Origin of the sequence: Brevundimonas sp., assembly GCF_003248455.1 — a bacterium.
Lineage (GTDB): Bacteria > Pseudomonadota > Alphaproteobacteria > Caulobacterales > Caulobacteraceae > Brevundimonas.
In genome coordinates this window covers 39620-65192 of the sequence record NZ_QFNM01000006.1, presented here as the reverse complement: position 1 = coordinate 65192, position 25573 = coordinate 39620, and the positions used below count along the sequence as shown (strand labels likewise).

At 68.9% G+C, this 25573-nt stretch carries 29 protein-coding genes; 19 read left to right on the top strand and 10 right to left on the bottom strand.

Annotated features, from left to right (window positions below; translation table 11 throughout):
• The first annotated feature begins 17 nt into the window (after window positions 1–17).
• The 7 genes from cydB (at window position 18) to pyk (ending at window position 8383) form a co-directional block, all read left to right on the top strand.
• Window positions 18–1166 carry a cytochrome d ubiquinol oxidase subunit II gene (gene cydB / locus DI624_RS03940; RefSeq protein WP_291536139.1) on the top strand — a complete coding sequence of 383 codons (1149 nt, stop codon included), beginning with the start codon at window positions 18–20 and terminating at the stop codon, window positions 1164–1166.
• Window positions 1167–1185: 19 nt separating this feature from the next.
• The gene (gene cydX / locus DI624_RS03935; RefSeq protein ID WP_017504187.1) at window positions 1186–1335 is read left to right on the top strand and encodes a cytochrome bd-I oxidase subunit CydX; all 150 of its coding nucleotides are present in this window, start codon (window positions 1186–1188) and stop codon (window positions 1333–1335) included.
• Window positions 1322–2710, top strand: a complete 1389-nt coding sequence (gene hemN, locus DI624_RS03930; RefSeq protein WP_291536134.1) for an oxygen-independent coproporphyrinogen III oxidase — start codon at window positions 1322–1324, stop codon at window positions 2708–2710. The genes cydX and hemN overlap by 14 nt, the downstream gene beginning before the upstream one ends.
• A gap of 141 nt (window positions 2711–2851) precedes the next feature.
• Window positions 2852–4060, top strand: coding sequence for an LL-diaminopimelate aminotransferase (locus DI624_RS03925; protein WP_291536132.1), 1209 nt, complete (start codon window positions 2852–2854; stop codon window positions 4058–4060).
• Between the two features lie 6 nt (window positions 4061–4066).
• Window positions 4067–5011, top strand: a complete 945-nt coding sequence (locus tag DI624_RS03920) for a DUF808 domain-containing protein (RefSeq protein WP_291536130.1) — start codon at window positions 4067–4069, stop codon at window positions 5009–5011.
• An 82-nt stretch (window positions 5012–5093) separates the two neighbouring features.
• On the top strand, window positions 5094–6815 hold the full coding sequence (locus DI624_RS03915) for an alkaline phosphatase family protein (protein ID WP_291536128.1): 1722 nt from the start codon (window positions 5094–5096) through the stop codon (window positions 6813–6815).
• 116 nt (window positions 6816–6931) lie between these two features.
• On the top strand, window positions 6932–8383 hold the full coding sequence (gene pyk, locus DI624_RS03910; protein WP_291536127.1) for a pyruvate kinase: 1452 nt from the start codon (window positions 6932–6934) through the stop codon (window positions 8381–8383).
• A 96-nt stretch (window positions 8384–8479) separates the two neighbouring features.
• Here pyk and DI624_RS03905 read toward each other — a convergent pair whose 3' ends face one another.
• The 4 genes from DI624_RS03905 to DI624_RS03890 form a co-directional block, all read right to left on the bottom strand.
• Window positions 8480–9238 (bottom strand): 3-oxoacyl-ACP reductase, encoded by a 759-nt coding sequence (locus DI624_RS03905; protein WP_291536126.1) that lies wholly within the window; start codon window positions 9236–9238, stop codon window positions 8480–8482.
• A 10-nt stretch (window positions 9239–9248) separates the two neighbouring features.
• Window positions 9249–10052, bottom strand: coding sequence for a folate-binding protein (locus DI624_RS03900; protein WP_291536124.1), 804 nt, complete (start codon window positions 10050–10052; stop codon window positions 9249–9251).
• A 115-nt stretch (window positions 10053–10167) separates the two neighbouring features.
• On the bottom strand, window positions 10168–10713 hold the full coding sequence (locus DI624_RS03895; RefSeq protein ID WP_291536122.1) for a hypothetical protein: 546 nt from the start codon (window positions 10711–10713) through the stop codon (window positions 10168–10170).
• Window positions 10710–10943 carry a hypothetical protein gene (locus DI624_RS03890; RefSeq protein ID WP_291536120.1) on the bottom strand — a complete coding sequence of 78 codons (234 nt, stop codon included), beginning with the start codon at window positions 10941–10943 and terminating at the stop codon, window positions 10710–10712. The genes DI624_RS03895 and DI624_RS03890 overlap by 4 nt, the downstream gene beginning before the upstream one ends.
• An 86-nt stretch (window positions 10944–11029) precedes the next feature.
• Between DI624_RS03890 and DI624_RS03885 the strand changes: the two genes are divergently transcribed.
• The 3 genes from DI624_RS03885 to DI624_RS03875 all read left to right on the top strand — a co-directional run bounded on the left by DI624_RS03885 (window position 11030) and on the right by DI624_RS03875 (window position 14378).
• A complete protein-coding gene (locus tag DI624_RS03885; RefSeq protein ID WP_291536119.1) occupies window positions 11030–11995 on the top strand; it encodes a glycosyltransferase family 9 protein in 966 nt (321 codons plus the stop codon).
• A 180-nt stretch (window positions 11996–12175) separates the two neighbouring features.
• Window positions 12176–13507 (top strand): dihydroorotase, encoded by a 1332-nt coding sequence (locus tag DI624_RS03880; protein ID WP_291536118.1) that lies wholly within the window; start codon window positions 12176–12178, stop codon window positions 13505–13507.
• Between the two features lie 130 nt (window positions 13508–13637).
• Complete coding sequence (locus tag DI624_RS03875; protein ID WP_291536117.1) at window positions 13638–14378, top strand: prephenate dehydrogenase; 741 nt, start codon at window positions 13638–13640, stop codon at window positions 14376–14378.
• A 25-nt stretch (window positions 14379–14403) separates the two neighbouring features.
• Here DI624_RS03875 and DI624_RS03870 read toward each other — a convergent pair whose 3' ends face one another.
• The 4 genes from DI624_RS03870 to erpA form a co-directional block, all read right to left on the bottom strand.
• Window positions 14404–15339, bottom strand: coding sequence for an alpha/beta hydrolase (locus DI624_RS03870; protein WP_291536116.1), 936 nt, complete (start codon window positions 15337–15339; stop codon window positions 14404–14406).
• A gap of 21 nt (window positions 15340–15360) precedes the next feature.
• A complete protein-coding gene (locus DI624_RS03865) occupies window positions 15361–16044 on the bottom strand; it encodes an SdpI family protein (protein ID WP_291536114.1) in 684 nt (227 codons plus the stop codon).
• Complete coding sequence (locus DI624_RS03860) at window positions 16041–16346, bottom strand: metalloregulator ArsR/SmtB family transcription factor (RefSeq protein WP_291536112.1); 306 nt, start codon at window positions 16344–16346, stop codon at window positions 16041–16043. Before DI624_RS03860 ends, DI624_RS03865 begins: the two co-directional genes overlap by 4 nt.
• 290 nt (window positions 16347–16636) lie before the next feature.
• On the bottom strand, window positions 16637–17023 hold the full coding sequence (erpA, locus tag DI624_RS03855) for an iron-sulfur cluster insertion protein ErpA (RefSeq protein WP_291536111.1): 387 nt from the start codon (window positions 17021–17023) through the stop codon (window positions 16637–16639).
• A gap of 62 nt (window positions 17024–17085) precedes the next feature.
• On the opposite strand from erpA, the gene DI624_RS03850 reads away from it, so the two are divergent.
• The 5 genes from DI624_RS03850 (at window position 17086) to scpB (ending at window position 21888) form a co-directional block, all read left to right on the top strand.
• On the top strand, window positions 17086–18276 hold the full coding sequence (locus DI624_RS03850; protein WP_291536110.1) for a deoxyguanosinetriphosphate triphosphohydrolase: 1191 nt from the start codon (window positions 17086–17088) through the stop codon (window positions 18274–18276).
• A 76-nt stretch (window positions 18277–18352) separates the two neighbouring features.
• Window positions 18353–19150 (top strand): SPOR domain-containing protein, encoded by a 798-nt coding sequence (locus DI624_RS03845; RefSeq protein WP_291536109.1) that lies wholly within the window; start codon window positions 18353–18355, stop codon window positions 19148–19150.
• On the top strand, window positions 19147–20196 hold the full coding sequence (gene nagZ / locus DI624_RS03840; RefSeq protein WP_291536108.1) for a beta-N-acetylhexosaminidase: 1050 nt from the start codon (window positions 19147–19149) through the stop codon (window positions 20194–20196). The genes DI624_RS03845 and nagZ overlap by 4 nt, the downstream gene beginning before the upstream one ends.
• Window positions 20197–20244: 48 nt before the next feature.
• A complete protein-coding gene (locus DI624_RS03835) occupies window positions 20245–21066 on the top strand; it encodes a ScpA family protein (RefSeq protein WP_291536107.1) in 822 nt (273 codons plus the stop codon).
• 150 nt (window positions 21067–21216) lie between these two features.
• Window positions 21217–21888, top strand: a complete 672-nt coding sequence (scpB, locus tag DI624_RS03830) for an SMC-Scp complex subunit ScpB (RefSeq protein WP_291536106.1) — start codon at window positions 21217–21219, stop codon at window positions 21886–21888.
• A gap of 71 nt (window positions 21889–21959) precedes the next feature.
• Here scpB and DI624_RS03825 read toward each other — a convergent pair whose 3' ends face one another.
• Together DI624_RS03825 and ispH are read right to left on the bottom strand one after the other, a co-directional pair.
• A complete protein-coding gene (locus tag DI624_RS03825) occupies window positions 21960–22199 on the bottom strand; it encodes a DUF333 domain-containing protein (protein ID WP_220675483.1) in 240 nt (79 codons plus the stop codon).
• 42 nt (window positions 22200–22241) lie between these two features.
• Window positions 22242–23213 carry a 4-hydroxy-3-methylbut-2-enyl diphosphate reductase gene (gene ispH / locus DI624_RS03820; protein WP_291536104.1) on the bottom strand — a complete coding sequence of 324 codons (972 nt, stop codon included), beginning with the start codon at window positions 23211–23213 and terminating at the stop codon, window positions 22242–22244.
• A 247-nt stretch (window positions 23214–23460) separates the two neighbouring features.
• On the opposite strand from ispH, the gene DI624_RS03815 reads away from it, so the two are divergent.
• The 4 genes from DI624_RS03815 (at window position 23461) to DI624_RS03800 (ending at window position 25573) form a co-directional block, all read left to right on the top strand.
• Window positions 23461–23820 (top strand): AtpZ/AtpI family protein, encoded by a 360-nt coding sequence (locus tag DI624_RS03815; protein ID WP_291536103.1) that lies wholly within the window; start codon window positions 23461–23463, stop codon window positions 23818–23820.
• Between the two features lie 5 nt (window positions 23821–23825).
• On the top strand, window positions 23826–24617 hold the full coding sequence (locus DI624_RS03810) for a F0F1 ATP synthase subunit A (protein WP_291536102.1): 792 nt from the start codon (window positions 23826–23828) through the stop codon (window positions 24615–24617).
• A gap of 53 nt (window positions 24618–24670) precedes the next feature.
• Window positions 24671–24895, top strand: a complete 225-nt coding sequence (locus DI624_RS03805; protein ID WP_087119802.1) for a F0F1 ATP synthase subunit C — start codon at window positions 24671–24673, stop codon at window positions 24893–24895.
• A gap of 75 nt (window positions 24896–24970) precedes the next feature.
• The gene (locus tag DI624_RS03800; RefSeq protein WP_291536101.1) at window positions 24971–25573 is read left to right on the top strand and encodes a hypothetical protein; all 603 of its coding nucleotides are present in this window, start codon (window positions 24971–24973) and stop codon (window positions 25571–25573) included.

The window sequence follows — 25573 nt, the reverse complement described above, 5'->3', positions numbered from 1 at the left end:
CTTTAGGACATCCGACAATGGATCTTCCCCTCGACTTCGCCACGCTTCGCCTGATCTGGTGGGCGCTGCTGGGCGTGCTTCTGATCGCCTTCGCCCTGACCGATGGTTTCGACCTGGGCGTCGGCGCCCTTCTGCCCTTCGTCGCCAAGACCGACGAGGAGCGCCGCATGGTGATCAACACCGTCGGCGCCACCTGGGAAGGCAACCAGGTGTGGTTCATCCTGGGCGGCGGCGCCATCTTCGCCGCCTGGCCCTTCGTCTATGCGGTCAGCTTCTCGGGCTTCTACCTGGCCATGTTCCTGGTGTTGTCGGCGCTGATCCTGCGGCCGGTGTCGTTCAAATACCGGTCGAAGCGGGCGTCGCCCCAATGGCGGTCGTTCTGGGACTGGTGCCTGTTCATCGGCGGCTTCGTGCCGGCCCTGGTGTTCGGCGTGGCGGTCGGCAACGTCCTCCTGGGCGCGCCCTTCCACCTGGATGGCGACCTGCGGTCCTTCTATGACGGCAGCCTGCTGGGCCTGTTCACTCCCTTCAGCCTGATCGCCGGCCTGTTGTCGGTGGCCATGCTGGTCCTGCACGGCGCGGCCTGGCTGTCGGTCAAGGCAGAACGCGGGCCGGTGCTGGATCGCGCCCGCACCTTCGGCACCATCGCCGGCGTCCTGGCCCTGGTGCTGTTCGCGGCCGGCGGCCTGTATGTCGCTTTCGGCGGCCTGGGCTACCGGATCACCGGCGCCCTGGACGTGAACGGCTTCTCCAACCCGCTGCGCACGACCGTCGAGGCCGCGCCCGGCGCCTGGCTGGACAACTACGGCCGCTATCCCTGGATGATGATCGCGCCGGCCCTGGGCTTCCTGGGCGCGGCGATGGGCCTGGTCGGAATGTGGCGTCGGTCCGCGGGCCTCGCCTTCGGCGGGTCGTCCCTGTCCACGGTGGGCATCATCTCCACCGTCGGTCTGTCGATGTTCCCCTTCATCCTGCCCAGCTCGGTCAATCCGCAGTCCAGCCTGACGGTATGGAACGCCTCGTCCAGCCATCTGACCCTGTTCATCATGCTGCTGTGCACGGTCGTCTTCCTGCCGTTGATCCTGATCTACACCGCCTGGGTCTATCGGGTGCTGTGGGGACGGACCTCGACGGCGGCGCTGAAGACCAACCCCGACCTGTATTGAGCCTTAGGAGATTAGAACCATGTGGTATTTTTCCTGGATCCTGGGGCTTGGCCTGGCCGTCGGTTTCGGCGTGCTGAACGGGCTGTGGCACGAGTTCCACCTGTTCGACGAGGGCGACGCCGGCCTGTCCACGCCCGACGCCTCGAAAGAGGGCGATGTCCCTCTCTAGCCCCGTCGCGCCGTCGCCTGCCGCGTCTTCAGGCGATCTGATCGCCCGCTACGACGCCAATGCGCCGCGCTACACCTCCTACCCGACGGCGGCGCAGTTCACGCCCGCCGTCGGGGCCGAACAGTGGGGCGGCTGGCTGGCGCGCGCGCCGCTGGATCAGGCGGTGTCGCTCTATCTTCACATCCCTTTCTGCAAGCGGCTGTGCTGGTATTGCGGGTGCAACACCCGGGCGGTGAACCGCGAAAGCGTGATCGCCAGCTATGTCGACCTGCTGCTGGCCGAGGCGGATCTGGTCCTGAAGCGGATCGGGCGGCCGGTTCGCGTCGGCTCGATCCATCTGGGCGGCGGCACGCCCAACATGCTGGCGCCGGCCGACCTCGAGCGTCTGTTCGCCGGCCTGGCCGCCCGGTTCGACCTGGGCGACTGTTTCGAGATCGCGGCCGAACTGGACCCCGAGGTGCTGACGCCGGAATGGGTCGAGGCGGCGGGCCGGATCGGCTTGAGCCGCGCCAGCCTGGGGGTGCAGGATCTGTCGCCGGACGTTCAGGCGGCGGTCAATCGTCCCGAACGGTTCGAGACCATCCGCTGGGCGGCCGAGGCGCTGCGGGCGCAGGGACTGGTCTCGCTGAACCTGGATCTGATGTACGGCCTGCCGCGTCAGACGGTGGAGAACGTCGTCACCACCCTGGGCCTGGTCACGACCCTGCGGCCCGAACGGATCGCCCTGTTCGGCTATGCGCACGTGCCGTGGATGAAGCCGCACCAACGGCTGATCAAGGACGCCGACCTGCCCGACGCCCCTGCGCGTTTCCTGCAAAGCCAGGCGGCCGCGCGTTATCTGACCAGCAAGGGATGGACGGCGATCGGGCTGGATCATTTCGCCCTGCCGCACGACGGCCTGGCGGCGGCGCAGCGGGCGGGCCGGCTGCGGCGGAACTTCCAAGGCTACACCACCGACCAGGCTCCTGTACTGATCGGCCTGGGTGTCTCCTCGATCAGCCGCACGCCGGACGGCTATGTCCAGAACCTGTCGCAGGAGCGGGACTGGCGCGCCGCCGTGTCGGCCGGGGGACTGCCGACGGCGCGGGGCGTGGCGCTCAGCGCGCATGACGCCTTCGTGGCCGCGATCATCGAGCGGCTGATGTGCGACTTCGCCGTCGATGTGGCCGAGGTCGCCGCGCGCCTGGGCTGCGCGGCCGACAGCGTGGCCGGCGCCTGGAGCCTGCTGGCGCGGTTCGTCGAGGACGGCCTGATCGAGGTCGACGGCCGGCGGCTGAGCGTCACCCCCCAGGGCCGGCCCTTCGTCCGCGCCGTCTGCGCCGCCTTCGATCCGACGGCCGTCCCGGCGGCCAACCGCCACGCGCGGGTTGTCTGAGGCCTGGATCGTTCGCGGGCGCCAGGATTCGTTGGTCCGCGGGGTAAAAAACCGCCTTTGATGCTGGTGCGGGCGGCGCCAGGCGCGCTAATCGCTGGCTGGGCCATCCGTCGGCCCGCCATCCCGAACGCCGAGCCTGTCATGTCCGAAGAATTCTACCGCATGAAGCGGTTGCCGCCCTATGTCATCGCCGAGACCAATGCGATGCGCGCGGCGGCCCGTGCGGCGGGCGAGGACGTGATCGACCTTGGGATGGGCAACCCCGACCTGCCGCCGCCCCAGCATGTGATCGACAAGCTGATCGAGGTGGCGCGCAAGCCCGACGCTCACGGCTATTCGGCGTCGCGGGGCATTCCGGGCCTGCGTCGCGCCCAGGCCAACTACTATGGCCGCCGCTTCGGCGTCGATCTGGACCCCGAGACCGAGGTGATCGTCACCATGGGCTCCAAGGAAGGTCTGGCCAGCCTGGCCACCGCCATCACCGAGCCGGGCGACGTGATCCTGGCGCCCAATCCCTCCTATCCGATCCACACCTTCGGCTTCATCATCGCCGGGGCCGCGATCCGCAGCGTGCCGACCACGCCGGACGAAAAGTATTTCCAGGCGCTGGAGCGGGCGATGGCCTTCACCGTGCCCCGGCCCAAGATTCTGGTGATGAACTATCCGTCGAACCCGACGGCCGAGACCGTGGACCTGGCCTTCTATGAGCGCGTCGTGGACTTCGCCAAGTCGAACGACCTGTGGATCATCAGCGACCTGGCCTATTCGGAACTGTATTACGACGGCAAGCCGACGGTCTCGATCCTGCAGGTTCCGGGCGCCAAGGACGTGGCGATCGAATTCACCTCCCTGTCCAAGACCTACAGCATGGCGGGCTGGCGCATGGGGTTCGCGGTCGGCGCCAGGAAGCTGATCGCGGCCATGGCGCGGGTGAAGTCCTATCTCGACTACGGCGCCTTCACGCCGATCCAGGCGGCCGCCTGCGCGGCGCTGAACGGACCGCAGGACATCGTCGAGCAGAACCGCAAACTGTATCACCGTCGCCGCGACGTGCTGATCGACAGCTTCGGCCGCGCGGGTTGGGACATTCCCAAACCCGCCGCCTCCATGTTCGCCTGGGCGCCGCTGCCGCCGGCGCTGGCCCATATGGGCAGCCTGGAGTTCTCCAAACAGCTTCTGACCCACGCCAAGGTCGCGGTGGCGGCGGGCGTCGGCTATGGCGAGAACGGCGAGGGCTTCGTCCGCATCGCCCTGGTCGAGAACGAGCAGCGCATCCGCCAGGCCGCGCGCAACATCAAATCCTATCTGAAATCGCAGGGCGTCAACATTCCGCCTTACCGGGAAGACTGACCGACCATGCCTTCTGGATTGATCGCGCTGCTGGACGATGTCGCCGGCATCGCCAAACTGGCCGCCGCCTCGCTGGACGATGTCGGGGCCGCCGCCGGCAAGGCCTCGACCAAGGCGGCGGGGGTGGTGGTGGACGATGCGGCGGTGACGCCGCGCTATGTCGCCGGCCTGTCTCCTAGCCGCGAATTGCCGATCATCGGCAAGATCGCCCTGGGGTCTTTCCGCAACAAGCTGATCTTCATCCTGCCGGCGGCGCTGTTGTTGAGCGCCTTCGCGCCCTGGGCCATCACGCCGATCCTGATGTGCGGCGGGACCTATCTGTGCTTCGAGGGCGCCGAGAAACTGCTGGAGGCCCTTGGCGGCGGCGGTCATGGCGAAGACAGGGTCCAGACCGGCGATGCGGCGGCCCTGGAGAAGACGACGGTGGCGGGGGCGGTGCGCACCGATCTGATCCTGTCGGCCGAGATCATGGCCATCGCCCTGGCCGATGTGGCGGCCCAGCCGATCCTGACGCAGGCGGCGGTGCTGGCGGTGGTCGGGGTCGCCATGACGGTGGCCGTCTATGGAGCGGTCGGGCTGATCGTGAAGATGGACGACATCGGCCTGGCCCTGGCCGAACGCCCCAGCGCCGGGGTGCGAGGCGTGGGGCGCGGCCTGGTCAAGGGGATGCCGGTGGTGATGAGCGCCCTGTCGGCCATCGGGACGGCGGCCATGCTGTGGGTCGGGGGCGGCATCCTGGTCCACGGGTCGCATACGCTGGGCCTGCATTGGCCGGCTGCGCCGCTGGAGCATCTGTCCCACGCCGTGGCCCAGGCGAGCGGGCCGCTGGGCGCGGTGACGGGCTGGCTGACGACCGCTGCGGTCTCGGCTGTCGCGGGCCTGATCGTCGGCGGGCTGGTCGTGCTGATCGTTCATCAGGTCGGGCGCCTGCGCGGCGAGGAAACGCATTAGGGGCGGGCGCGTCTTCGCGCCTGTCATGCAGATGCAATCCGCAGCCGCTAGAGGCCGCTAGCCTGTCGTTGGAGTGTCGTCTATGTCCCTGGCCAAATCCGTGTCGCGTCGCGCCGCCCTGGCGGTGTTGGGCGCCTTGTCGATGGCGGGCGTCGCTCAGGCTCGAGTTCAGGGATCGGTTCCGAACTCGGTTCAGCCGGCGTCGTCGGCCGCGCCCCTGGCGCCGCCCAAGCTGATCGTGACCATCGTGGTCGACCAGTTCAGCGCCAATCTGTTCGATCAGTATCGCGGTCGCTACACCGCCGGCCTGCGTCGCATGGCCGACCAGGGGCTGGTGTCGATCAACGGCTATCAGACCCATGGTCTGACCGAGACCTGCCCCGGCCACTCCACCGTCCTGACCGGGATGCATCCGGTCGAGACCGGCCTTCCGGCGAACGACTGGATCGACGCCAGGACGGGCAAGGAGGTCTATTGCCTGGCCTCCGCGCGCAACCACCTGGCCCACGGCCGCGACGACACGGACAACGGACCGGTCGGAACCGAACAGCTCCAGGCCACGACGCTGGGCGACTGGCTGAAGGCCGTCAGCCCGGACAGCAAGGTGTTCGGCGTTTCGGGCAAGGACCGCGGCGCCATCAATCTGGCGGGCCATCAGGGCCAGGCCTTCTGGTTCACCGACGGCTTCGGACTGACGACCTATGTCGAGCCGGGCCAGACGGCCGAGCGCAAACTGGCGCCCGTCGCCGGCTTCAATCGCGCCTTCAACGCCTGGCTGGCGGCCAATCCGGTGACTTGGGACTATCGGAACGACGAATGCCGCGCCCTGGCCGGGGACTGGATCATCCGCGGTCAGACCTTCCATTCGCAGCTGCCGCCCGCCAAGCTGGCGTTCGACAACACGCCGCTGCTGGACGAACAGACGCTGAAGGCCGCCGAATATCTGCTGGAGACGCAGAAGCTGGGGCAGGGGACGGCGACGGACATGCTGGGCGTCAGCCTGTCTGCGACCGACCGCATCGGCCATGCCTATGGCACCCAGGGGCCCGAGATGTGCGAACAGATGCACCGCCTGGACGTGGCGCTTGGCGCTCTTCTGGACCAGTTGGCCCAGGTTCCGGGCGGCGTCCTGGTGGTGCTGACGGCCGACCATGGCGGCTCGGACTTCGTGGAGCGTCTGCACGCCCAAGGCTATCCCCACGCGCGGCGTCTGGATACGGATGCGATCCAGGCGGTCAACACGGCCCTGAAGACGCGGTTCGACCTGGCGGCCGACCCGCTTCAGGCGGGCGGCAGCGGCCTGATGGTCGCCGACGCCGAGCGCAAATCCCTGCCGGACCCGTTGCGGACCCAGGTCGCCGAGGCCGCCGTAGAGATGCTGCGCGGACTGCCCGACGTCGCCTTCGCCGAGACCCGCGACCGCCTGCTGGCCGAAGCGATCCCCGACAGCCGCCAGCCGGAGATGATGACGATCCGCGAGCGGATGCGCCTGTCGACCGTGGCCGAGCGTTCGCCCGACATCCAGTTCGCCCTGGCCCAGAACGTCAACGGCGGCGGCCGTGTCGGCGGCACTTTGAGCGGACACGGCACCCCGTTCGAATTCGACCGCCGCGTCCCCATCATCTTCTGGTGGCCCGGCGCGAAGCCCGAGGAGCGCTTCCTGCCGATCCGCACGATCGACATCGCCCCGACCCTGGCGCACGTCATCGGCGTGGCCGCGCCCCCGGTCGAGGGCCGCTGCATCGACCTGAACGGATTTGCGGTGGCGGATTGCCCGGCGACAGCCTTGACACCGGCGCGATAAACTCCTGTTTCGGGAGCCTCAACTCATGTTTCCCGAGGGGAAGGCGGCCTTACGCGAAACGATTTTCATGGGCAGTAAGGGACAAATCGCCTCTGAGCGCCAATAAGGAAACGTTCATGAATCGAGCCCGCCGCGCCCGCATCGTCGCGACCCTGGGCCCCGCAAGCCGCGCGCCCAGCACCGTCAAGGCGCTGGCTCAGGCCGGGGTCGATGTGTTTCGCCTGAACTTCAGCCACGGCTCGCACGAGGACCACGCCGCCGCCTTGAAGGCCGTGCGCGGGGCCGAGATGGCGTTGCAGCGGCCGTTGGGCGTGCTGGCCGACCTGCAGGGGCCCAAGCTGCGGCTCGGTCGGTTCAAGGATGTCGAGATTGCCGTCAAACCGGGCCACACGATGCGCTTCGACCTGGATCCGACGCCGGGCGATGCGTCGCGGGTGCAGATGCCGCACCCGGAAATCTTCAAGGCCCTGCGCAAGGGGATGCTGCTGTTGCTGGACGACGGGCGGGTGCGCCTGCGCGTCGGAGATCGCACCGACGACTGGGCCGATGTGACGGTCGAGAGCGGCTCGAAACTGTCGGACCGCAAGGGTGTCGCGGTGCCCGAGGCGGTGATCCCGGTCTCGGCCCTGACGCCCAAGGACCGCGAGGACCTGGCCTTCGCCCTGCGGATGGGTGTGGACTGGGTGGCGCTGAGCTTCGTGCAGAAGCCCGAGGACATGGCCGAGCTGAAGCGGATCGTGAACGGTCAGGCGGCCTGCCTGGCCAAGATCGAGAAGCCGGCCGCCCTGGCCGACCTGGAAGCCATCCTGGACTATTGCGACGGGGTCATGGTGGCGCGCGGCGACCTGGGCGTGGAGATGGATCCCGAAGAAGTGCCGGTCGCCCAGAAGGAGATCGTCCGCGCGGCCCGCAATCGCGGCGTGCCGGTGATCGTGGCCACCCAGATGCTGGAATCCATGACCAGCGCCCCGGCGCCGACGCGGGCCGAAGCGACCGATGTCGCCAACGCCGTCTACGAGGGCGCCGACGCCCTGATGTTGTCGGCCGAGACAGCGTCGGGCGACTATCCGCTGGAATCCGTCGGCATCATGAGCCGGATCATCGAGCGGGTCGAACGCGATCCGATGTGGCCCAGCCTGATGGGCGCCGAACATGCCGGCATGGACGAACACGATGTGGACGCCCTGGTCGGCGCCGCCGCGATGGCGGCCAACGCCCCCTCGACCGGCTGTCTGGTGGTGTTCACCACCCTGGGCGGCACGGCGCGGCGCATGGCCCGCGAACGGCCGTTGAAGCCGATCCTGGTGCTGACGCCCAACCCCAACACCGCGCGCCGCCTGGCCTTGGTCTGGGGGCTGGAGCCGCGCCTGGGCGATCAGCCGGATTCGCTGGAGGCCGTCACCGACGATGCGGTCGAGAGCGCGGTCAAATACGGCCTGGCCCAGCCCGGCCAGCGCATCCTGATCCTGGCGGGCACGCCGTTCGGGGCGCCCGGCGCCGCCAATCTGCTGCGCCTTGCCCATGCGCCCGCGGCGACGACCAAGGGCCGCAAAAAGCGGCGGGACTGACAGAGAGCCGTCCCTTGCCCCAGATCGCATCCTGGGGCGGCGGCAGGACGAACCCAGGGCGACATGCGCGTCGCACGACCGGCCCGCGGCGCCATTTCAGTCTCGAACTAGGCCGCCGTCGACCACCAGGTTCTGACCCGTCACCGCACGGCTCCAAGGGCTGGCGAAGAAGAGGACGGCGTCGGCGAACTCCTGCGGGGTGGTGACGCTGCGCAGCGGGGTCATGCCGGCGATCAGGTCGAAGACGGCCTCGGGGGTGGCGGCGCTGGCGTCGGTGGTGCGCAAGAGGCCGCCCGAGACCATGTTGACGGTGATCCCGTCCGGCCCCAGGTCGCCGGCGGCGGTGCGGGTCAGGCTGAGCAGGGCGGCCTTGGCGGCGGTGTAGTCGTGATAGGGCACGACCGGATTCTGGAACAGGTTGGTGCCGATGTTGATCACGCGGCCGAACCGGCCGGCGGCCATGCCGGGCGCCGTAGCCTGGATCAGATTCAGGGCGCCGCGCACCACGGTCGAGAACTGGCGGTCCATCTCGTCCCAGCCGATGGCGGTCATCTGGGACCGCGCGTCGCCGTTGAAGCTGTAGTCCAGGGCGTTGTTGACGACAGTGGTCACAGGGGCGTCGAAACGGTCTCGTGCGGCGGCGACCATGGCGTCCACGGCGGCGCGGTCGGTCACGTCGGCCTGAAGGGCGACGGCGCGGTCGCCGATCTCGGCGGCCAGGGCGTTCGCCGCCTCGCCGCTGGCGCGCCAGTTGACGACGACGCGAGCGCCTTCGCGGGCGAAGGCGCGGACGCAGGCGGCGCCCACGCCGCGCGCGCCGCCGGTGACGAGGACGATCTGGTCGGCGAGCTTCATGGCGGAGGTCTCATGCGTCGGAGGAAGGGAGAATGTCCTCGCCCATCCAGGCGGGCTTGCGCAAGCGCACCGGGCGGCTGTCCACCGTCAGGTCGCCGTCGAGCCGGTCGATCCGCAGCAGGGCCATGACCGAACCGTCCCGGCCCGACAGCACCTCGCCCGCGCGCAGTTCGCCCTTCAGCACCTCGGCGCCGAAGGCGGGGGGCGGGCCGTCGAAATCGAGCGGCAGCATCCGGTTCTTGATCGCGCCGCGCCGCTTCATGCGCGAGGTCGTCTCCTGGCCGACGAAACAGCCCTTGTGGAAGTCGATGCCGTTCAGCAGGTCGAAATCGGCCTCGATCGGATAAGTCTTGTCCTGGGGGGCGTCGGCGGCGGGGTCGGGCACGCCGACCGACAGGCGATGGGCGTCATAGTCGGCTTCGGCGGCGTCGGGCGTCGCCTCGCCGTAACGCCGGCCGCCCATCAGGGGCGTGCGCGGATCGATCATGAAGCCGTCGGGCGCATCGGGCCAGGCGGCGAAGACGGGGCGGTCGTCGGCGGCGACCTGGACCTGGGCGCGGAGCCTGTACATCGACAGCCGCTGGATCAGGGCCTCGCGCCGGGCGGCCGCGACGTCCAGCAGCACGCCGTCGGCCTGGCCCAGGACGAACAGGTCGAACAGCAGCCGGCCGGGCGGGGAGAGCAGGGCGCCGAACCGCAGTTCGTTCTCGCCCAGGGTCTCGACATCCTGGGTCAGCAGATTGTGCAGAAAGGGTCTGGCCTCCGGGCCGGTCACGGCGATCAGGGCGCGGCTGTCGAGGCGGGCGATGGGCATGGGGGCTAGATGGGGGTGGGACGGCCGGAAGAAAGGGATGGGGCGGCATTTCCCTCGAGCCGCCTCCCCCTGTCCGTCATCCTAGGCGCAAGGCACAGGATGAAGAACCTTCGCGTCAAACCACCGCATAGCGCGCCACGACGCCGTCGGGCTGGAAGTCATGTTCGGCCAGCTTGTCGAGGGAACGGATCACGCGGGTCAGGAAGGCCTGCGGATCGCCGGCCTCGACCGCAGGAAGCAGCCAGTCGGTGACGACGGCGCGCGCCGGATAGGTTCCGACCGGACCGGGGATGCTGAGCGCGACCTGTATCCCCTCTGCGATCCAGCCGGCGACGGTGACGAACAGGTCAGTCGAGGCCAGGAAGTCCGAGCGGCGCAGGACATAAAGGGTGATGATCCCGTCCTCGATCCCGTCGGGACGCACGATCACGCCGCTGCGGTCGGGCCGCCAACGCTCGTCCAGTTCGATCACGCGCCACAGGCAGAACCAGACGCGGCAGGCGTTCGGCCGGATTTCGTGAACCGAACAGCCGGCGCCGTCGATGCAATAGGCGCACAGTTCGCCCGTCGGCTTGGCCAGTTCGGGCAGGTCCAGCGGAATGACCCGGCAGCATTCGACGCAGCCGCCGCAGGTCCGTTCGGGCAGAAGGGGCAGGCTCACCCCTGGCGATCTGCGTCGAAGGTTCGCTCCAGCCGGGCGATGCGGCGGTCCATGTCGGCCACGACCGCCTCCAGCCGCGCCTTTTCCGAGACCATGTCCACGGCCGTCCCGTCCTCGTAGGAGATGGTCGCGCCCCTCGATATCAGGTCCAGCCTATACGGGGCGGTGACGCGCTGGGCCTTGAAGCGTTCCAGGGCGGCGGTCGCGGCGGGGTCGGGGAGATGGCTCATGCGCGTCGCTGTAACGCAGGACGTCCGCCTGTGGAAACAGTCGTTTGGCGCTGAACCTGCGATAGAATCCCTGTAGTCCTGAGCCCATGATCGGGCGGTTCCCCATCCTGTACATCGCCGAGGCCGACGCCGAGGACGCGGTCTTGTCGTCAGGCGTGCTGGCGCATCTGGTCGACAGCCTGCCCCAGGCGACCTTCACCATCGTCGGATCGGCCGCCAGCGCGCCGCTGTTCGCCGACACGCCGCGCCTGACGAAGCTGATCGTGCTGGAGCGCGAAGGCCATTTCGAATGGATCGCCCTGTGGAACCAGGTGCGCGGGACAAAATGGGGCCTGGTCGTGGACATGCGCGGCTCGGACCTGTCGGGCAAGCTGCGGCGCGAGCGGCGGGCGGTGCGCGGCAAGGCGCAGCCCGGCCTGCACGCCGTCGAGGCGGCCGCCGCGGTGCTGAAGCTGGAGCCGGAAGAGACGCCGGCGCCGCGCCTGTTCTTCTCGGAACAGACCCTGGCCGAGGCCAGGGCGCTGTTTCCCGCATCGGGCGGAGAGGGGCCGATCCTGGCGGTCGGACCGGGCGTGGAATGGATGGGCAAGCGCTGGCCCGCCGAACGCTACGCCAAGGTGGCGGCCCAGCTGCTGGCCGACGACGGGCCCCTGGCGGGCGGGCGGCTGATGATCGTGGGCGAGGAGGTGGACCGCGAGGCCGCCCACACCATCCGCTACGCCGTGCCGCGCGCGCGGGTTATCGAACTTCAGGGCAGGCTGACGCGGCTGCAGACGGCGGCGGCCTTGTCGCAGGCGGCGCTCTATGTCGGGGCGGACTCCATCTGGACCCATCTGGCCGTGGCGGCGGGCGTTCCGACGGTGGCGGTCTTCGGCCCTTCGGACGAGACGACGCGCGGGCCTTGGAAGGGCCAGGCCGTTCGCGGGCCGCGCAGCTATCAGGAGTTCAAGACCCTGGACCCCCGCCTGAACCAAGCCATCCAGCACATGATGGACCTGCCGTGGGAACGGGTGCTGAAGGCGGCGATACGGGTGTTGAAGGTGCGGGGTTAGGCCCTCTCTTTTCCGCTCATCCCCGCGAAAGCGGGGACCCAGCGCTTTGGGCGACCCGGCGTCGATATTCATCCCGTCTGCCGATCTCGGACAGGACTTGCGAACGAAAGAACTGGGTCCCCGCTTTCGCGGGGATGACCGGAAGGTTAGAAGCAGCCACCCGTCACACAGGACACGCCCATGACCCAGACCTATGACCTGATCGTGCGCGGCGGGGAGGTGGCGAACCATGCCGGACGCGGGCTGGCGGATGTGGGCGTCATCGACGGCAAGATCGCCTTCATCGGCGACCTGGGCCAGGCCTCGGCGGGGGAGACTTTCGACGCGACCGGCCTGACGGTCCTGCCGGGCGTCATCGACACCCAGGTCCATTTCCGCGAGCCGGGGCTGGAGTGGAAGGAGGACTTGGAGACGGGCAGCCGCGCGGCAGCCCTGGGCGGGGTCGTCGCCGTGTTCGAAATGCCGAACACCAACCCCAACACCACCGACCCCGACACTCTGGCCGACAAGCTGGCGCGGGCGAAGGATCGGATGTGGACCGATCACGCCTTCTACATCGGCGGCACGCATGAGAATGCGGACTACCTGGGCGAGCTGGAGCGGCTGCCCGGCTGTTGCGGGGTCAAGGTTTTCATGGGCGCCTCGACCGGCGACCTGCTGATCGCCGACGATGACGGGGTGCGCAAGGTGCTGTCCAACGTGCGCCGGCGCGCCACCTTCCACTCCGAGGACGAATACCGCCTGGTCGAGCGCCGCGGCCTGGCCCGCACCGGCGACTGGACCAGCCACCCGGAGGTGCGCGACGCCGAGAGCGCCATCCGCTCGACCCACCGTCTGGTCGGTCTGGCCAAGGAGACGGGCGCGCGCATCCACGTCCTGCACGTCACGACCAAGGACGAGATGGACTATCTGCGATTCCACAAGGATGTCGCCACCGTCGAGATCACGCCCCAGCACCTGACGCTGGTGGCGCCGGAAGCCTATGAGCGGCTGGGCAGCTACGCCCAGATGAACCCGCCGATCCGGTCGCAGGAGCACGTCGACGCCCTGTGGCTGTGGGGGATGCAGCAGGGCGTGGCCGACGTGCTGGGCTCCGACCATGCGCCGCACGCCAAGGAGGAGAAGGCCAAGCCCTATCCGGCCTCGCCTTCGGGGATGCCGGGGGTGCAGACGCTGGTGCCGCTGATGCTGACGCACGTGGCCAATGGGCGACTGTCGCTGGAACGGTTCATCGACCTCACCTCGGCGGGGGCGCAGCGGGTGTTCGGCACGGCCAACAAGGGGCGGATGGCGGTCAGCTATGACGCCGACCTGACCATAGTCGATCTGAAGGCGAAGCGCACGATCACCCACGACCAGCAGGCGACGCGCTGCGGCTGGACCCCGTTCGACGGCGTCGAGGCGACTGGCTGGCCGATGGCGACCGTCGTGCGCGGCCGGGTGGTGATGCAGGACGGCGAACTGATCGGATCGGCGCACGGGCGGCCGGTGCGGTTCATGGAGACGCTGTGAGGCTCTCTTTTCTTTCGTCATCCTCGGGCTTGTCCCGAGGATCCAGACGCCCGGTGGTCGGTGGTGCGCACCGTCTTCGACGGAGTCTCTGGATCCTAGGCACAAGGCCTAGGATGACGGGAGTGGGGGCGTGGGCGTGACCCTATTTGAAAAGCCCCGCCTCGGCCTGATCGGCTTGGGCGCCTTCGGGCGGCTGACGGCGCGGCATCTGTCGCCGTCGTTCGAGATCAAGGCCCATGATCCGGCGGCGACGGACGGAGAGGGCGTGGCGACCTTGACCGAGCTGGCGACCGCCGCCGCCTGTCCCGTCGTGATCCTGGCCGTGCCGGTCGAGGCGCTGGAGGCGACGCTGGACGCGATCCGCCCGCATCTGTCCCCCGACGCCCTCGTGATCGACGTGGGATCGGTGAAGGTGAAGCCGGCGCGGCTGATGGACGAGAGGCTGCCGCCCGGCGTGAGAGTCGTCGGAACCCACCCGCTGTTCGGCCCCCAGAGCGGCAAGGACGGGATCGCCGGACTGCGGATCGCCGTGTGCGAAGTGCGGGGTGGAAAGGACGCCCGCCGCGTCGCCGCCTTCTGCCGCCGTGCCCTGGGGCTGAAGGTCTTTCAGGTCAGCCCCGAGGATCACGACCGCGAGGCCGCCGTCGTCCAGGGCCTGACCCACCTGATCGCCCGCGTGTTGATGGCGATGGAGCCCCTGCCGACGCGCATGACCACCGCCAGCTTCGACCGGCTGATGCAGGCCGTCGACATGGTCCGCCACGACAGCCCGGCGGTGTTCCGCGCCATCGAACGCGACAACCCCTTCGCGGCCGAGGTCAGGGAAAGGTTTTTCGCGCTGGCGGATCAGGCGCGGGGCGCGTTGGATTGATCCCTCGCGCTGTGGGAAGGACCAGTCAGTGCGCCTTGATGAACGCCGCCACATTCTCCGCGACGCCAGGCGCGAGCGGCAGGGCGGGATCGGCGTAGGTCGCCAGGTTGGCGGCGCGGGCGGCGGGGGCGGTCTTCAGGACGTGGTTGACGCCGTCCCAGAGTTTCAGCGTGGCCCTGGGATCGGCGGCGGCCAGGGCTTGGGCGTCCGCGACGCCGACCTGGAGGTCGGTGGTTCCCTGCCCGATGAAGACCGGGCCGTCGTAGGGTGCGATCAGGGCGGCGGGGTCCAGCGGCAGCCACGACATCAGATAGGGCTGGACCGAGGGGCGGAACAGGGCCGCCAGCGCGGGCGGCGTATCGGCGACGGCCCGGCCGGCCTCAAGCTCGGTCAGGATCGAGAAGGCCTGGGTCTTCATCGGCTCGGGAACGGCGGCCATCTGTTCGCGCAGCACCGCGCCCGCCGGGCGACCGGCGCCCGACAGCAGCACAAGGCCGCAGATCTTGTCTGTGTCGGCGTTCGGGCCGCCTTGAACCGCCTTCAGCGCGACAAGGGCGCCTTCGCTATGGCCGATCAGCCAGGCGCAGGGCAGGCCCGCGCGCGAGGCGGCCTCGGCGGCCCAGGCGCGGGCGTCGGCGACATAGGCGTCGAACCGCAGATCGGCCTCGGCCGGACCGGCGGCGGCGCTGGCGGCGATGCCGCGTTTGTCGATGCGGACCGTGGCGATCCCCTGTTGCGCCAGACCTTCGGCCAGCAGGCGATAGGTCCCGGCCGCGACGCCCATCGGGCTATTCCCATCCCGGTCGGTCGGACCCGATCCCGGCAGGATGACGGCCGCGGCCGAGGCGTCCGACGGCGTCAGCAGGGTTCCATGCAGCGGCGCGGGCTGGGCGGGCAGGGCGATCTCGGTCGAGACGGGACCGGCGGCCAGGACGGCGAGGGCGGCGGCGAGACTGAACATGGGCGGTGTCCTTGGAACGGGTCAGAGGGGCCGGCGGTTCGGATCGGCGCGCCACACGCGCCAGCTTTCGAAGGTCGATAGAGCGGCGGCGACAAGTGCGGCGGCGATCAGGGACAGGGTTCCCGCCGGTTGAGGCGTCCAAGGCGCTGTGAACAGCCCGATCAAGCCCAAAAGGAAGAGCAGCCGTCCCGCCAGTCGATTGGATCGGTCCCAGGCCAGCCGGCTCTTGTAGCTCCAGGGCGTGCGCACCCCGACGAGCCGGTTGGGCGCCACGCGGCCGAGGAAAGCGCCGGTTCCAAAGAGGATCAGCGACAAGCCGGCCATGGACAGTCTCGCTGTCCCTTCGGGTGGCAGATCGCCGAAGGTCTGAGCGGATATGGTCAAGCCCAGGATGGCGACGGTGAAAGCGATCACGCCCTGTCCAATCCGCAGGGTGCGGGCGCGTGGCGATTCGCCAGAGATGGATGCGCGCATCGCGTATAAGCCCAAACCGCCGCCAGAGATCAGACCAATCACCGCCATGCCGCCGAGAAGCACGGCGAACTCTTGGCCGGACGCCCATCCGTCGATTTCGAAGGCGGCGTTCCAATGTATGGGCAGAACCCTTTCGGTCGGACCGTTCAGTCCGACGTGCAGGGCGAATCCCGCCTGGACGGCGAAGACGGCGACGGTCAGATAATCCAGCAGCGACAGGCGATCCTTCATCGGCGCGGCGCCTTGGCGGCGTGCGAAAGGGCGGGGGCGGCCTCTCCGGTTCCAACAATGTCCATCAGAAAGGCCATGGCCTCTTCGACGGCGGAAATTTCCAGCCGATAGCGGATGGTCTGGCCCTCGCGCTCGGGGCTGACCAGGCCGGCGTCCTTCAGGGCGTTAAGATGGCCTGTGATGGTGGGCCAGCTCATGTCGAAGGCGGCGGCGATGTCGCCGGACGCCAGCGGACCCGCGCGCAGCATGGCGACGATGCGGCGGCGGACCGGATGCGACAGGGCCTTGAACAAGGTGTTCATAGGCGCATCCCTAATTAGGGAATTGACTAAATGCAAGCGGTGGGTCGGCGGATTGGTTCATCGACATTCATGACAGGTGTCTCGGCGCGTCATTCCGGGGCTGAGCGGAGCGAAGAACCCGGAACCCAGGGCCGCAGTCGCGCTGTTGAACGCCTCCAAGGCCTGACGTCCGCCTCCTGGGTTCCGGGATCGTCTTTCGGACGCCCCGGAATGACGTTCAACCTAGTGTAACCGGCCGTCACCCTCGGCCTTGCGCCGAGGACGACGAGGAGGGGAAGGCCCTCTGCCTGTCAGATCGAGAAGCTGACGCCGCAGCCGCAGCTGGAGGCGGCGTTGGGGTTGCGGACCACGAACTGGGCGCCGGCCAGTTCGTCGACGAAGGCGATCTCGGCGTTCTTCAGGAAGGGAATGGAGACGGGGTCGACCAGGGCGGCCTGGCCGTCGCGTTCGATGCGCAGGTCGTCGTCCTCGGCCGTTTCCACCAGTTCGAACCGGTACTGGAAGCCCGAACAGCCGCCGCCGTCGACCGCGACGCGCAGCATCAGCGCCTTGCCCTCGGCCGCGCCCAGTTTCGCCAGGCGTCTGGCGGCGCTGGCGGCCAGGACGATGCCTTCCGGCGCGCGTTGGGCGACGGTGAAGGCGGGTGTGGACGGTTCTGTGGATTGGACGGTGCTCACGCCTGCCTATATGAGGCGCGGGCGGGCGTTCGCAAAGGCCCCGCCTCAGCAAAGTTGATGACTTGAGCCAGATCGAACTCGCAACCTACGCCGAACGCGCCGATCAGACGAAGGGCCGCCGCTTCTTCGAGGCGCCCAGCCGCACCCGCACCGCCTTCGCGCGCGACCGCGACCGGATCATCCATGCGACGGCGTTCCGGCGGCTGAAGGAGAAGACCCAGGTCTTCGTGGCGCACGAGGGCGATCATTACCGCACCCGCCTGACCCATTCGCTGGAGGTGGCCCAGATCGCGCGGTCGCTGGCCCATGCGCTCAGGTTGGACGACGACCTGGCCGAGACCATCGCCCTGGCCCACGACCTGGGCCATCCGCCGTTCGCCCATGCGGGGGAGGACGAACTGGTGGTGCAGATGGCCGGGCACGGCGGCTTCGACCACAATGTCCAGAGTTTCCGCGTCGTGACCGAGCTGGAGAACCGCTATCCGCAGTTCGACGGGCTGAACCTGAGCTGGGAGACGGTCGAGGGGGTCGTCAAGCACAACGGGCCGGTGGCGCATCGGCTGGACGAACCGGCCTGGTCGGTGGTGCGGCCCTATCGCGCGGGCGGAGAGGCGGGCTGGGACCTGCGGCTGGACAGTTTCGCCTCGCTGGAGGCCCAGTGCGCCGCCATCGCCGACGACATCGCCTATAACAACCACGACGTGGACGACGGGGCGCAGGCGGGCCTGTTCACTCTGTCGGACCTGGATCAGGTGCCGCTGATCGGGCCGATGCTGGCCGAGGTTCGTCGCGACTGGCCCACGATCGACGATCGTATGCTGCGCATCGAGGCCGTTCGGCGGATGATCGGCGTCATGGTCGAGGACGTGCTGGCCGAAACGGGGCGGCGGCTGGAGGAGGACCGGATCGTCACGACCGAGGACGTGCGGACGGCGAAACGGACCCTGGTCGACTTCTCGCAGGCCATGCACCTGGACCTGGCCGTCTTGAGGAAGTTCCTGTTCGAGCGGATGTATCGCCACTACCGCGTCAACCGCACGCGCAGCCAGGCGCGGCGGGTGCTGTCGCAACTGTTCGAACTGTTCATGGCCGAGCCGGAGGTGATGCCGCCCGAATGGGGCACGCCCGCCATGACCAGCGACCGGACGCAACGGGCGCGCGCCGTCTGCGACTATATCGCCGGCATGACGGACCGCTACGCCATAGAAGTCCACCAGAAATTGTTCAGCCTCGACCTCGCCCTCGATCTGTGATTCGAAAGACGGACGTGGGGGCGTAAAGTGAACGTTCGGCGCCCGATTCGCGCCGGACAGACGGCGGAGCGCGACCATGTCATTCGAAGACGACAACAAGCCGGGCCGGGGCGCCTATACGCCCCCCACCGACGACGACCTGCCGTTCCGTCGCAACAGCTATGATCCGCGCAGCGGCCGCGCCATTGGTTCTGGCTCGGGCGGCTCGGGCGGGGGCAAGGCGCCGCCGGTGACGTTGATCGTCAGCGCGGTGGTCCTGCTGCTGCTGATCGTGGCGGTGATCTTCTTCTATCGCTCGGGCATGCGCGCCTCGACCGACGCGCCGCCGGCCGTGGGTCAGCCCGTGGGCGAGATGAAGACGGCGCCGCCCATCGACGCCCAGCCGATCGATCCGGCCGAGGGGGTGCGCGTCTATCGCGACGAGACCGAGACGCCCGACGCGCCCGTGACCTTCACCCCGCCGCCCGAGACGCCCCAGCCGCGTCCCGCCGCCCCGCCGCCCGTCGCCCCGACCGGCCAGGGCCTGCCGGCCGCCAAGGCCCCGACCCCGGCGACCCCGGCCCCCGCGCCGCGTCCGGCCCCCGCCGCCCCGCCTCCGGCCGCGACGCCCGCGCCCGCCGCCCCCGCCGCGCGCGGTTCGGCCTCGGTCCAGATCGGGGCCTTCTCCTCGACCGAGATCGCGGACCGGGAATACGCCGCGGTCGCCGGCCGGTTCGGCCAGTACGCCTCGGGCGCCGAAAAGCGCGTGACCGAGGTGACGACCTCCAGCGGATCGACCCTGTACCGCACCGCTTTCTCGGGCCTGTCGCGCGAGCGAGCCACAGCCTTCTGCTACGCGCTGAAGGCGGCGGGCCGGGACTGCATCGTTCGGTGACTTCGGCCGCCATCTACGGCTGCGCCGGACATCGGCTGACGGAGGCGGAACGCGCCTTCTTCGCCGAGGCGCGGCCGTGGGGCTTCATCCTGTTCCGGCGCAACATCGACATGCCGGAACAGGTGCGGGCGCTGACCGAGGACCTGCGCGCCGCCGTCGGCGATGCCCAGGCGCCCGTGCTGATCGACCAGGAGGGCGGGCGGGTCCAGCGTATGGGGCCGCCGCACTGGCCGAAATATCCGCCCGGCGCCGCCTATCTGAAGGCGGCGAACGACCTGGACGGCGCGCGCGAACTGGCGCGGCTGGGCGCGCGTCTGATGGCGCACGATCTGCGCGAGGTCGGGATCACCGTCGATCTGCTGCCGGTGCTGGACGTGCCGGCGCCCGGCGCCCACGACATCATCGGCGACCGCGCCTACGCCGCCGATCCCGCAGTGGTCGGCCTGCTGGGCCGGGCGGCGGCGGAGGGGCTGCTGGCGGGCGGGGTGCTGCCCTGCATCAAACATATGCCGGGACACGGTCGGGCCTTCGCCGACAGCCACAAGGCCCTGCCGACGGTCCACGCGGATTTCGAAACGCTGGACGGCTGGGACTTCGCCCCGTTCAAGGCCCTGTCGGACATGCCGCTGGCCATGACGGCGCACATCGTCTTCACCGCCATCGACGGGAAACGGCCGGCGACCCAGTCGAAGAAGGCGGTCCGCACGATGCGAGAGCATCTGGGCTTTTCGGGCCTGATCCTGACCGACGACCTGTCGATGCAGGCGCTGAGCGGCGATCTGGGTCAGCGGGCGCATCGGTCGCTGAAGGCCGGCTGCGACGTGGTCGTGCACTGCAACGGCGACCTGGCGGAAATGCAGGCGGTGGCCGAGGGGACCGGCCGGCTGAAGGGCAAGGCCAGGGCGCGGGCCGAGGCGGCGCTGGCCCGCATCGTGCGGGCGCCCGAACCGCTGGACCCCGTCGCGGCGCACGACCGCTTCTTCAAGGCGCTGGGCGGTCGAATGGACGTCGCCAAGGGACCGGACGTGGGCGAGGCGCAGGCGTGATCGGCACGTCGTGGCCTCAAGTAGCGCGAAGCGCGGTAGGCCCGGACAATGTCTGAAGCCTTCCAGCCCACTCTGGACTTCGACGCGGTCGATGCGGTCGAGGAGCGCGAGGCCTTCGTCGTCGATCTGGACGGCTATGAAGGGCCGCTGCACGTCCTTCTGGCCCTGGCGCGGAACCAGAAGGTCGATCTGCTGAAACTGTCGATCACCCATCTGGCGGAACAGTATCTGGCCTTCGTGCACGAGGCGCGGCGGCGCAACTTCGCCCTGGCGGCCGATTATCTGGTGATGGCGTCGTGGCTGGCCTATCTGAAGTCGCGCCTGCTGCTGCCGCGCACCGACAAGGGCAAGGCCGAGGAACCGCCCGCCGAAGAAATGGCCGCCGCCCTGGCCTTTCGCCTGCAGAAGCTGGAGGCGATGCGCAACGCCGCCGAACAGCTGATGGCCCGGCCCCAGCTGAAACGCGACGTCTTCACGCGCGGCGACCCCGAGGCGACCGTGATCACGCCCTCCGACCGGATCGAGGCCAGCCTGTACGAACTGATGAGCGCCTATGTGGTGCAGCGGCGGCGCGAGGAGGCCAGGCGCTACGCCCCCGGCCAGCGGGTCGAGGCCTTTCCACTGGAGGCCGCGCGCGACTGGCTGCGCGAGATCATGCCGAAACTGGCCGACTGGACCCCGCTGGACAAGGTTGCGCCCCGCCGCGAGGACCAGGACGGACCCAGCCAGGCGAGCTTTACCGCCTCGACCCTGTCAGCCAGTCTGGAACTGGTGAAGGAGGGGGCGATGGACATCCGACAGGCGCAGGCGTTCGCGGACCTTTATCTGAAACGCCGCGGACCGGGCCAGCCGCTGGAGTTGACGCCGTGATGGCCGCTCCTTTCAGTCACCCTGAATCCGTCATCCTAGGGCTTGTCCCTAGGATCCAGACTCCCGGTGTCGAGCATGGTTGCGCGCACGCAAATACCGTGAGTCTGGATCCTCGCCACAAGGGCGAGGATGACGGTGAGGGAGAGGGGGATGTCTGACCTGGCCTTCCAACCCGACGAGGCCGAGATCGAGCGGCGGGTGGAGGCCCTGCTGTTCGCCGCCGCCGGGCCGCTGACGGCCGCCGAGATCGCCGCTCGCCTGCCCGAAAATTGCAATGTCGCGCGCGCCATCGCGGGGCTGCGCGCCCGCTACGAGGGTCGGGGGGTGGAGCTGGAATGCGTCGCCGACCGCTGGCGCTTCCGCACGGCGCCGGACCTGGCCTTCATGATGACGCAGGAGCGCGAGGAGCCTCGCCGCCTGTCCAAGGCCGCGCTGGAGACCCTGGCCATCATCGCCTACCACCAGCCCGTGACCCGCGCCGAGATCGAGAGCGTGCGCGGCGTCAGCATCTCCAAGGGCACGCTGGACCTGCTGCTGGAGATGGGGTTCGTGCGGTTGAGGGGGCGCAGGCGGACGCCGGGACGGCCCGTGACCTATGCGACCACGGATCGGTTCCTGGAGTATTTCGGCCTGGCGACCCTTCATGATCTGCCCGGCGTTCAGGAAATGAAGGCGGCGGGCCTTCTGGACCTTTCGCTTCCCGTCGGGTTCGAGACGCCGGACCCCAGCCGCGCCCTGGAGGCCGACGACGAGGACGGAGGCCTGCCGATCGAAGAGGATGCGCCCGAATTCGCCCAGGATTTCGTGGCCGAGGATCGCTGACGCCGCCTCGCTTTCACGTCGTCTTCATCGGCCTGCAAGCCAAGCCTGTCGCCTGGAGGCGTTGCGCGCCCTCAGGGGCGGGGATGGGCGCTTCTGAACAGGTCCCATTCCTCCACAGTGCGGCCGTCGGGCAGGATGCAGACCCTGAACTGGCCGCCGTCCGCCGCCGTGCGACTCTCGCTGCGCCCGCCGATGTCGATGCAGTATTTGGACGCCGGATTGGGCATGCCGATGGGGCGCGGCTCGGGCGTCTCACTGGCGCAGGCGGCGACGGCCAGCAGCGGCAATGCGGCCAGGACAGGCGTTTTCATGGGGAAACCTCGTTCTGTCGACTCATGATGCGCCTCGCCGCCTCAGGCCGTCAGCAGGCGCGGAAGCTTGAAGGTGACGGTTTCTTGGGCGCCCGCATCCTCGGACACCGTGGCGTCGAACCGGGCCGCGATGGCGTCGACCAGGGCCGCGATCAGGGGCTCGGGCGCCGAGGCCCCGGCGGTGACGCCGACCGTATCCACCCCGTCGAACCAGGCCCAGTCCACCTGGGAGGCGTCGTCGACCAGATAGGCGGCGCGCGCCCCGGCCCGCATCGCCACCTCGACCAGCCGGGCCGAGTTGGACGAATTCTTCGATCCGACCACCAGCACCAGCTGACACCCTTCGCCCAGCGCCTTGACCGCATCCTGGCGGTTGGTGGTGGCGTAGCAGATGTCTTCCTTGTGCGGATCGGGCAGTTCGGGGAAGCGGCGCTTCAGCACCTTCAATATGCCGGCGGTGTCGTCCACCGACAGGGTGGTCTGGGTGGCGTAGGCCAGGGGGGCGTCGCCGGGCCTCTGGAATCGTTCCGCGTCCTCCTCGGTCTCGACCAGGGTGATGGCGCCGGGCGGCAGCTGGCCCATGGTGCCGATCACCTCCGGGTGGCCCGCATGGCCGATCAGGACGATGTGGCGACCGGCCGCATGATGACGCTCGGCCTCGACATGGACCTTGGACACCAGCGGGCAGGTGGCGTCCAGGAACAGCAGTTCGCGCGCGCGGGCGCTGGCGGGGACCGACTTGGGCACGCCGTGGGCCGAGAATACGACCGGCCGGTCGTCCGGGCATTCGTCCAGTTCCTTGACGAAAACCGCGCCCATGGCCTTCAGCCGCTCGACCACATGGCGATTGTGGACGATCTCGTGGCGCACATAGACCGGCGCGCCGTACTTCTCGATGGCGCGCTCCACGATCTGAATGGCCCGGTCCACACCGGCGCAGAAGCCGCGCGGCGTCGCCAGGCGGACCGAGATCGATCGAAGCGGGGCGGCGGGCGGCGGGACGTGGGCGTTCATGGCCGCAACCTAGTGGTTTGCGTCGCCCATCGCCATCGGAAGGCGACGGGCATTGAGCGAGATTCCGCCGCCCGCGACAGCGGCGCATCGTCACGGCTTGACCTTGGCTGATAAAAAGTCAGCACGAGCAATCACTTAAGCCGCGATCACGACGCCTTGACCTCCTGGCCGCTCACGATTAGTTTCCGCGCCGAATTCAGACCCGTTCGAACGTCGATCGGGGCCGAGCAGTTCAGGCATGTCCCCAATGACGGAATCGCGCGAAGAGGCGATCAAACGCCTCAACGAAAGCGCATCCTCTCTTGAGGCGCGCCATGCTCAGCAGGAGTCGTCTCACCTGGCCGCCCAAAAGGTGACGGGTGAGGCCTACAAGATCATCGCCGACCTGGTCGGCGGGGTGCTGGTGGGCTTGGCGCTGGGCTTTCTCGCGGACCGATTCCTCGGAATCACCCCGTGGGGCATCATCGGCGGGGTCCTTCTGGGCTTCGCCCTGTCGATTTACATGGCGCGCCGCACGGCCAACCGGCTGATGGCGCAGGCGAAGGCGGCGGGGGGCGTGGCGAAGTCCGTTCCCTTCGACGACGCCGACGAAGACGAGGACCGATAAGGCCCATGGCCGATCCGATTCATCAGTTCAAGGTCACGCCCCTGGAAGGGCTTGATTTCGGCACGGTCAACCTGCCGATCGTCGGCGAGACCAGCCTGGCCTTCACCAATTCGCACCTGGCGATGACCATCGTCTTCGTGGTGGTCGTGGCTCTGCTGACCCTGGTGACGTCGAACGCCAAGATCGTGCCCGGCCGCGTCCAGGCGGCGGGCGAACAGATGTTCGACCTGATCGACGGCGTGACCGGGTCGATCATCGGCCACGAGGGCCGCAAATATTTCCCGTTCGTCCTGACCATCTTCCTGCTGGTGCTGGGCATGAACATCCTGGGCCTGTTCCTGACCTTCACGGCCACCTCGCAACTGGCCGTCACCGGAACCTTCGCCCTGATCACCATCCTGCTGGTCATCGGCATCGGCTTCGCCAAACACGGCCTGGGCTTCTTCCTGCTGTTCTGGCCGACCAGCGCGCCGCTGGCGATCCGCCCGGTCGTGGGCCTGATCGAGTTCCTGTCCTTCCTGCTGCGTCCCGTCACCCTGGCGCTGCGTCTGTTCGGCAACATGCTGGGCGGCCACATCGCGCTGAAGATCTTCGCCGGCTTCGTCGTGTCGATGGGCGGCCTGGCCGCCGCCGGGGGGCTGGGCCTTCTGGGCCTGCCGGTCGCGGGCCTGTCGCTGGGCATGGTCGTGGGACTGACCGCCCTGGAGTTCCTGGTCGCCTTCCTCCAGGCCTTCGTTTTCGCCGTTCTGGCCAGCATCTATCTCAACGATGTGGTCAACCTGGGACATGGCCATTAAGGCCGGGTTCTAGTCCGAATAACCAACCAACCAAGACTGAATAGGACTTCATCATGGACGCCGCCTCCTTCAAGTATTTCGGCATCGGCCTGGCCACCCTGGGCATGCTCGGCTCGGCCATCGGCGTGGGCAACATCTTCGGCAATTTCCTGGCGGGCGCCCTGCGCAACCCGTCGGCCGCCGCCAGCCAGGTCGGCAACCTGTTCGTCGGCGCCGCCCTGGTCGAAGCCCTGGGCATCCTGGCCTTCGTTCTGGGCATCCTGGCCTGGCTGGGCTGATCGCCTGAACCTGCTACCGGCGGCGGCGCGGGCTGAAGGTCCGCGCCGCCGCGACTGTTTTCACGACGGATGAACATGGCCGCTCACTCTTCAGCCCCGCCGCCGGTCCTTTCGGTGGAAGACGCCGCCTCTGTCGCGGTCCAAACCGGACACGTGCCCGAGAACACGGCCCACGCCGCCGCCGAGCACGAAGCGGGCGGTCTGCCGCAGTTCGAGGCCCAGCACTGGTTCGGGCAGATCGTCTATCTGCTGATCCTGTTCTTCGTCCTGTATCTGCTGGTCGCCAAGATCTTCGCCCCGCGCATGCGCAAGGTGATGGACGAGCGCGCCGACACCATTTCCAACGCCGTGGCCGCCGCGCGTCAGGTCCAGGCCGAGGCCGCCGCCCAGGCCGCCGCCGCTCAGGCCGAGGTCGCCAAGGCCCGCGCCGACGCCCGTGCGACCGCCGCCGCCGCCAAGGCCCGCGTGACCGAAGAGGCCAACGCCCGCCAGGCCGCCGAGGAAGCCGTCGTCAACGCCCGCATCGCCGAGGCCGAGACCGCCATCGGCAAGACGCGCGACGCCGCCATGGCCAATGTGGCGGCCATCGCCGCAGAAGCCGCGACCGCCATGGTCGAACGCCTGACCGGCAAGGCCGCGACCCCCGCCGAGATCGCCGCGGTCAAGGGAGCCGCCTGA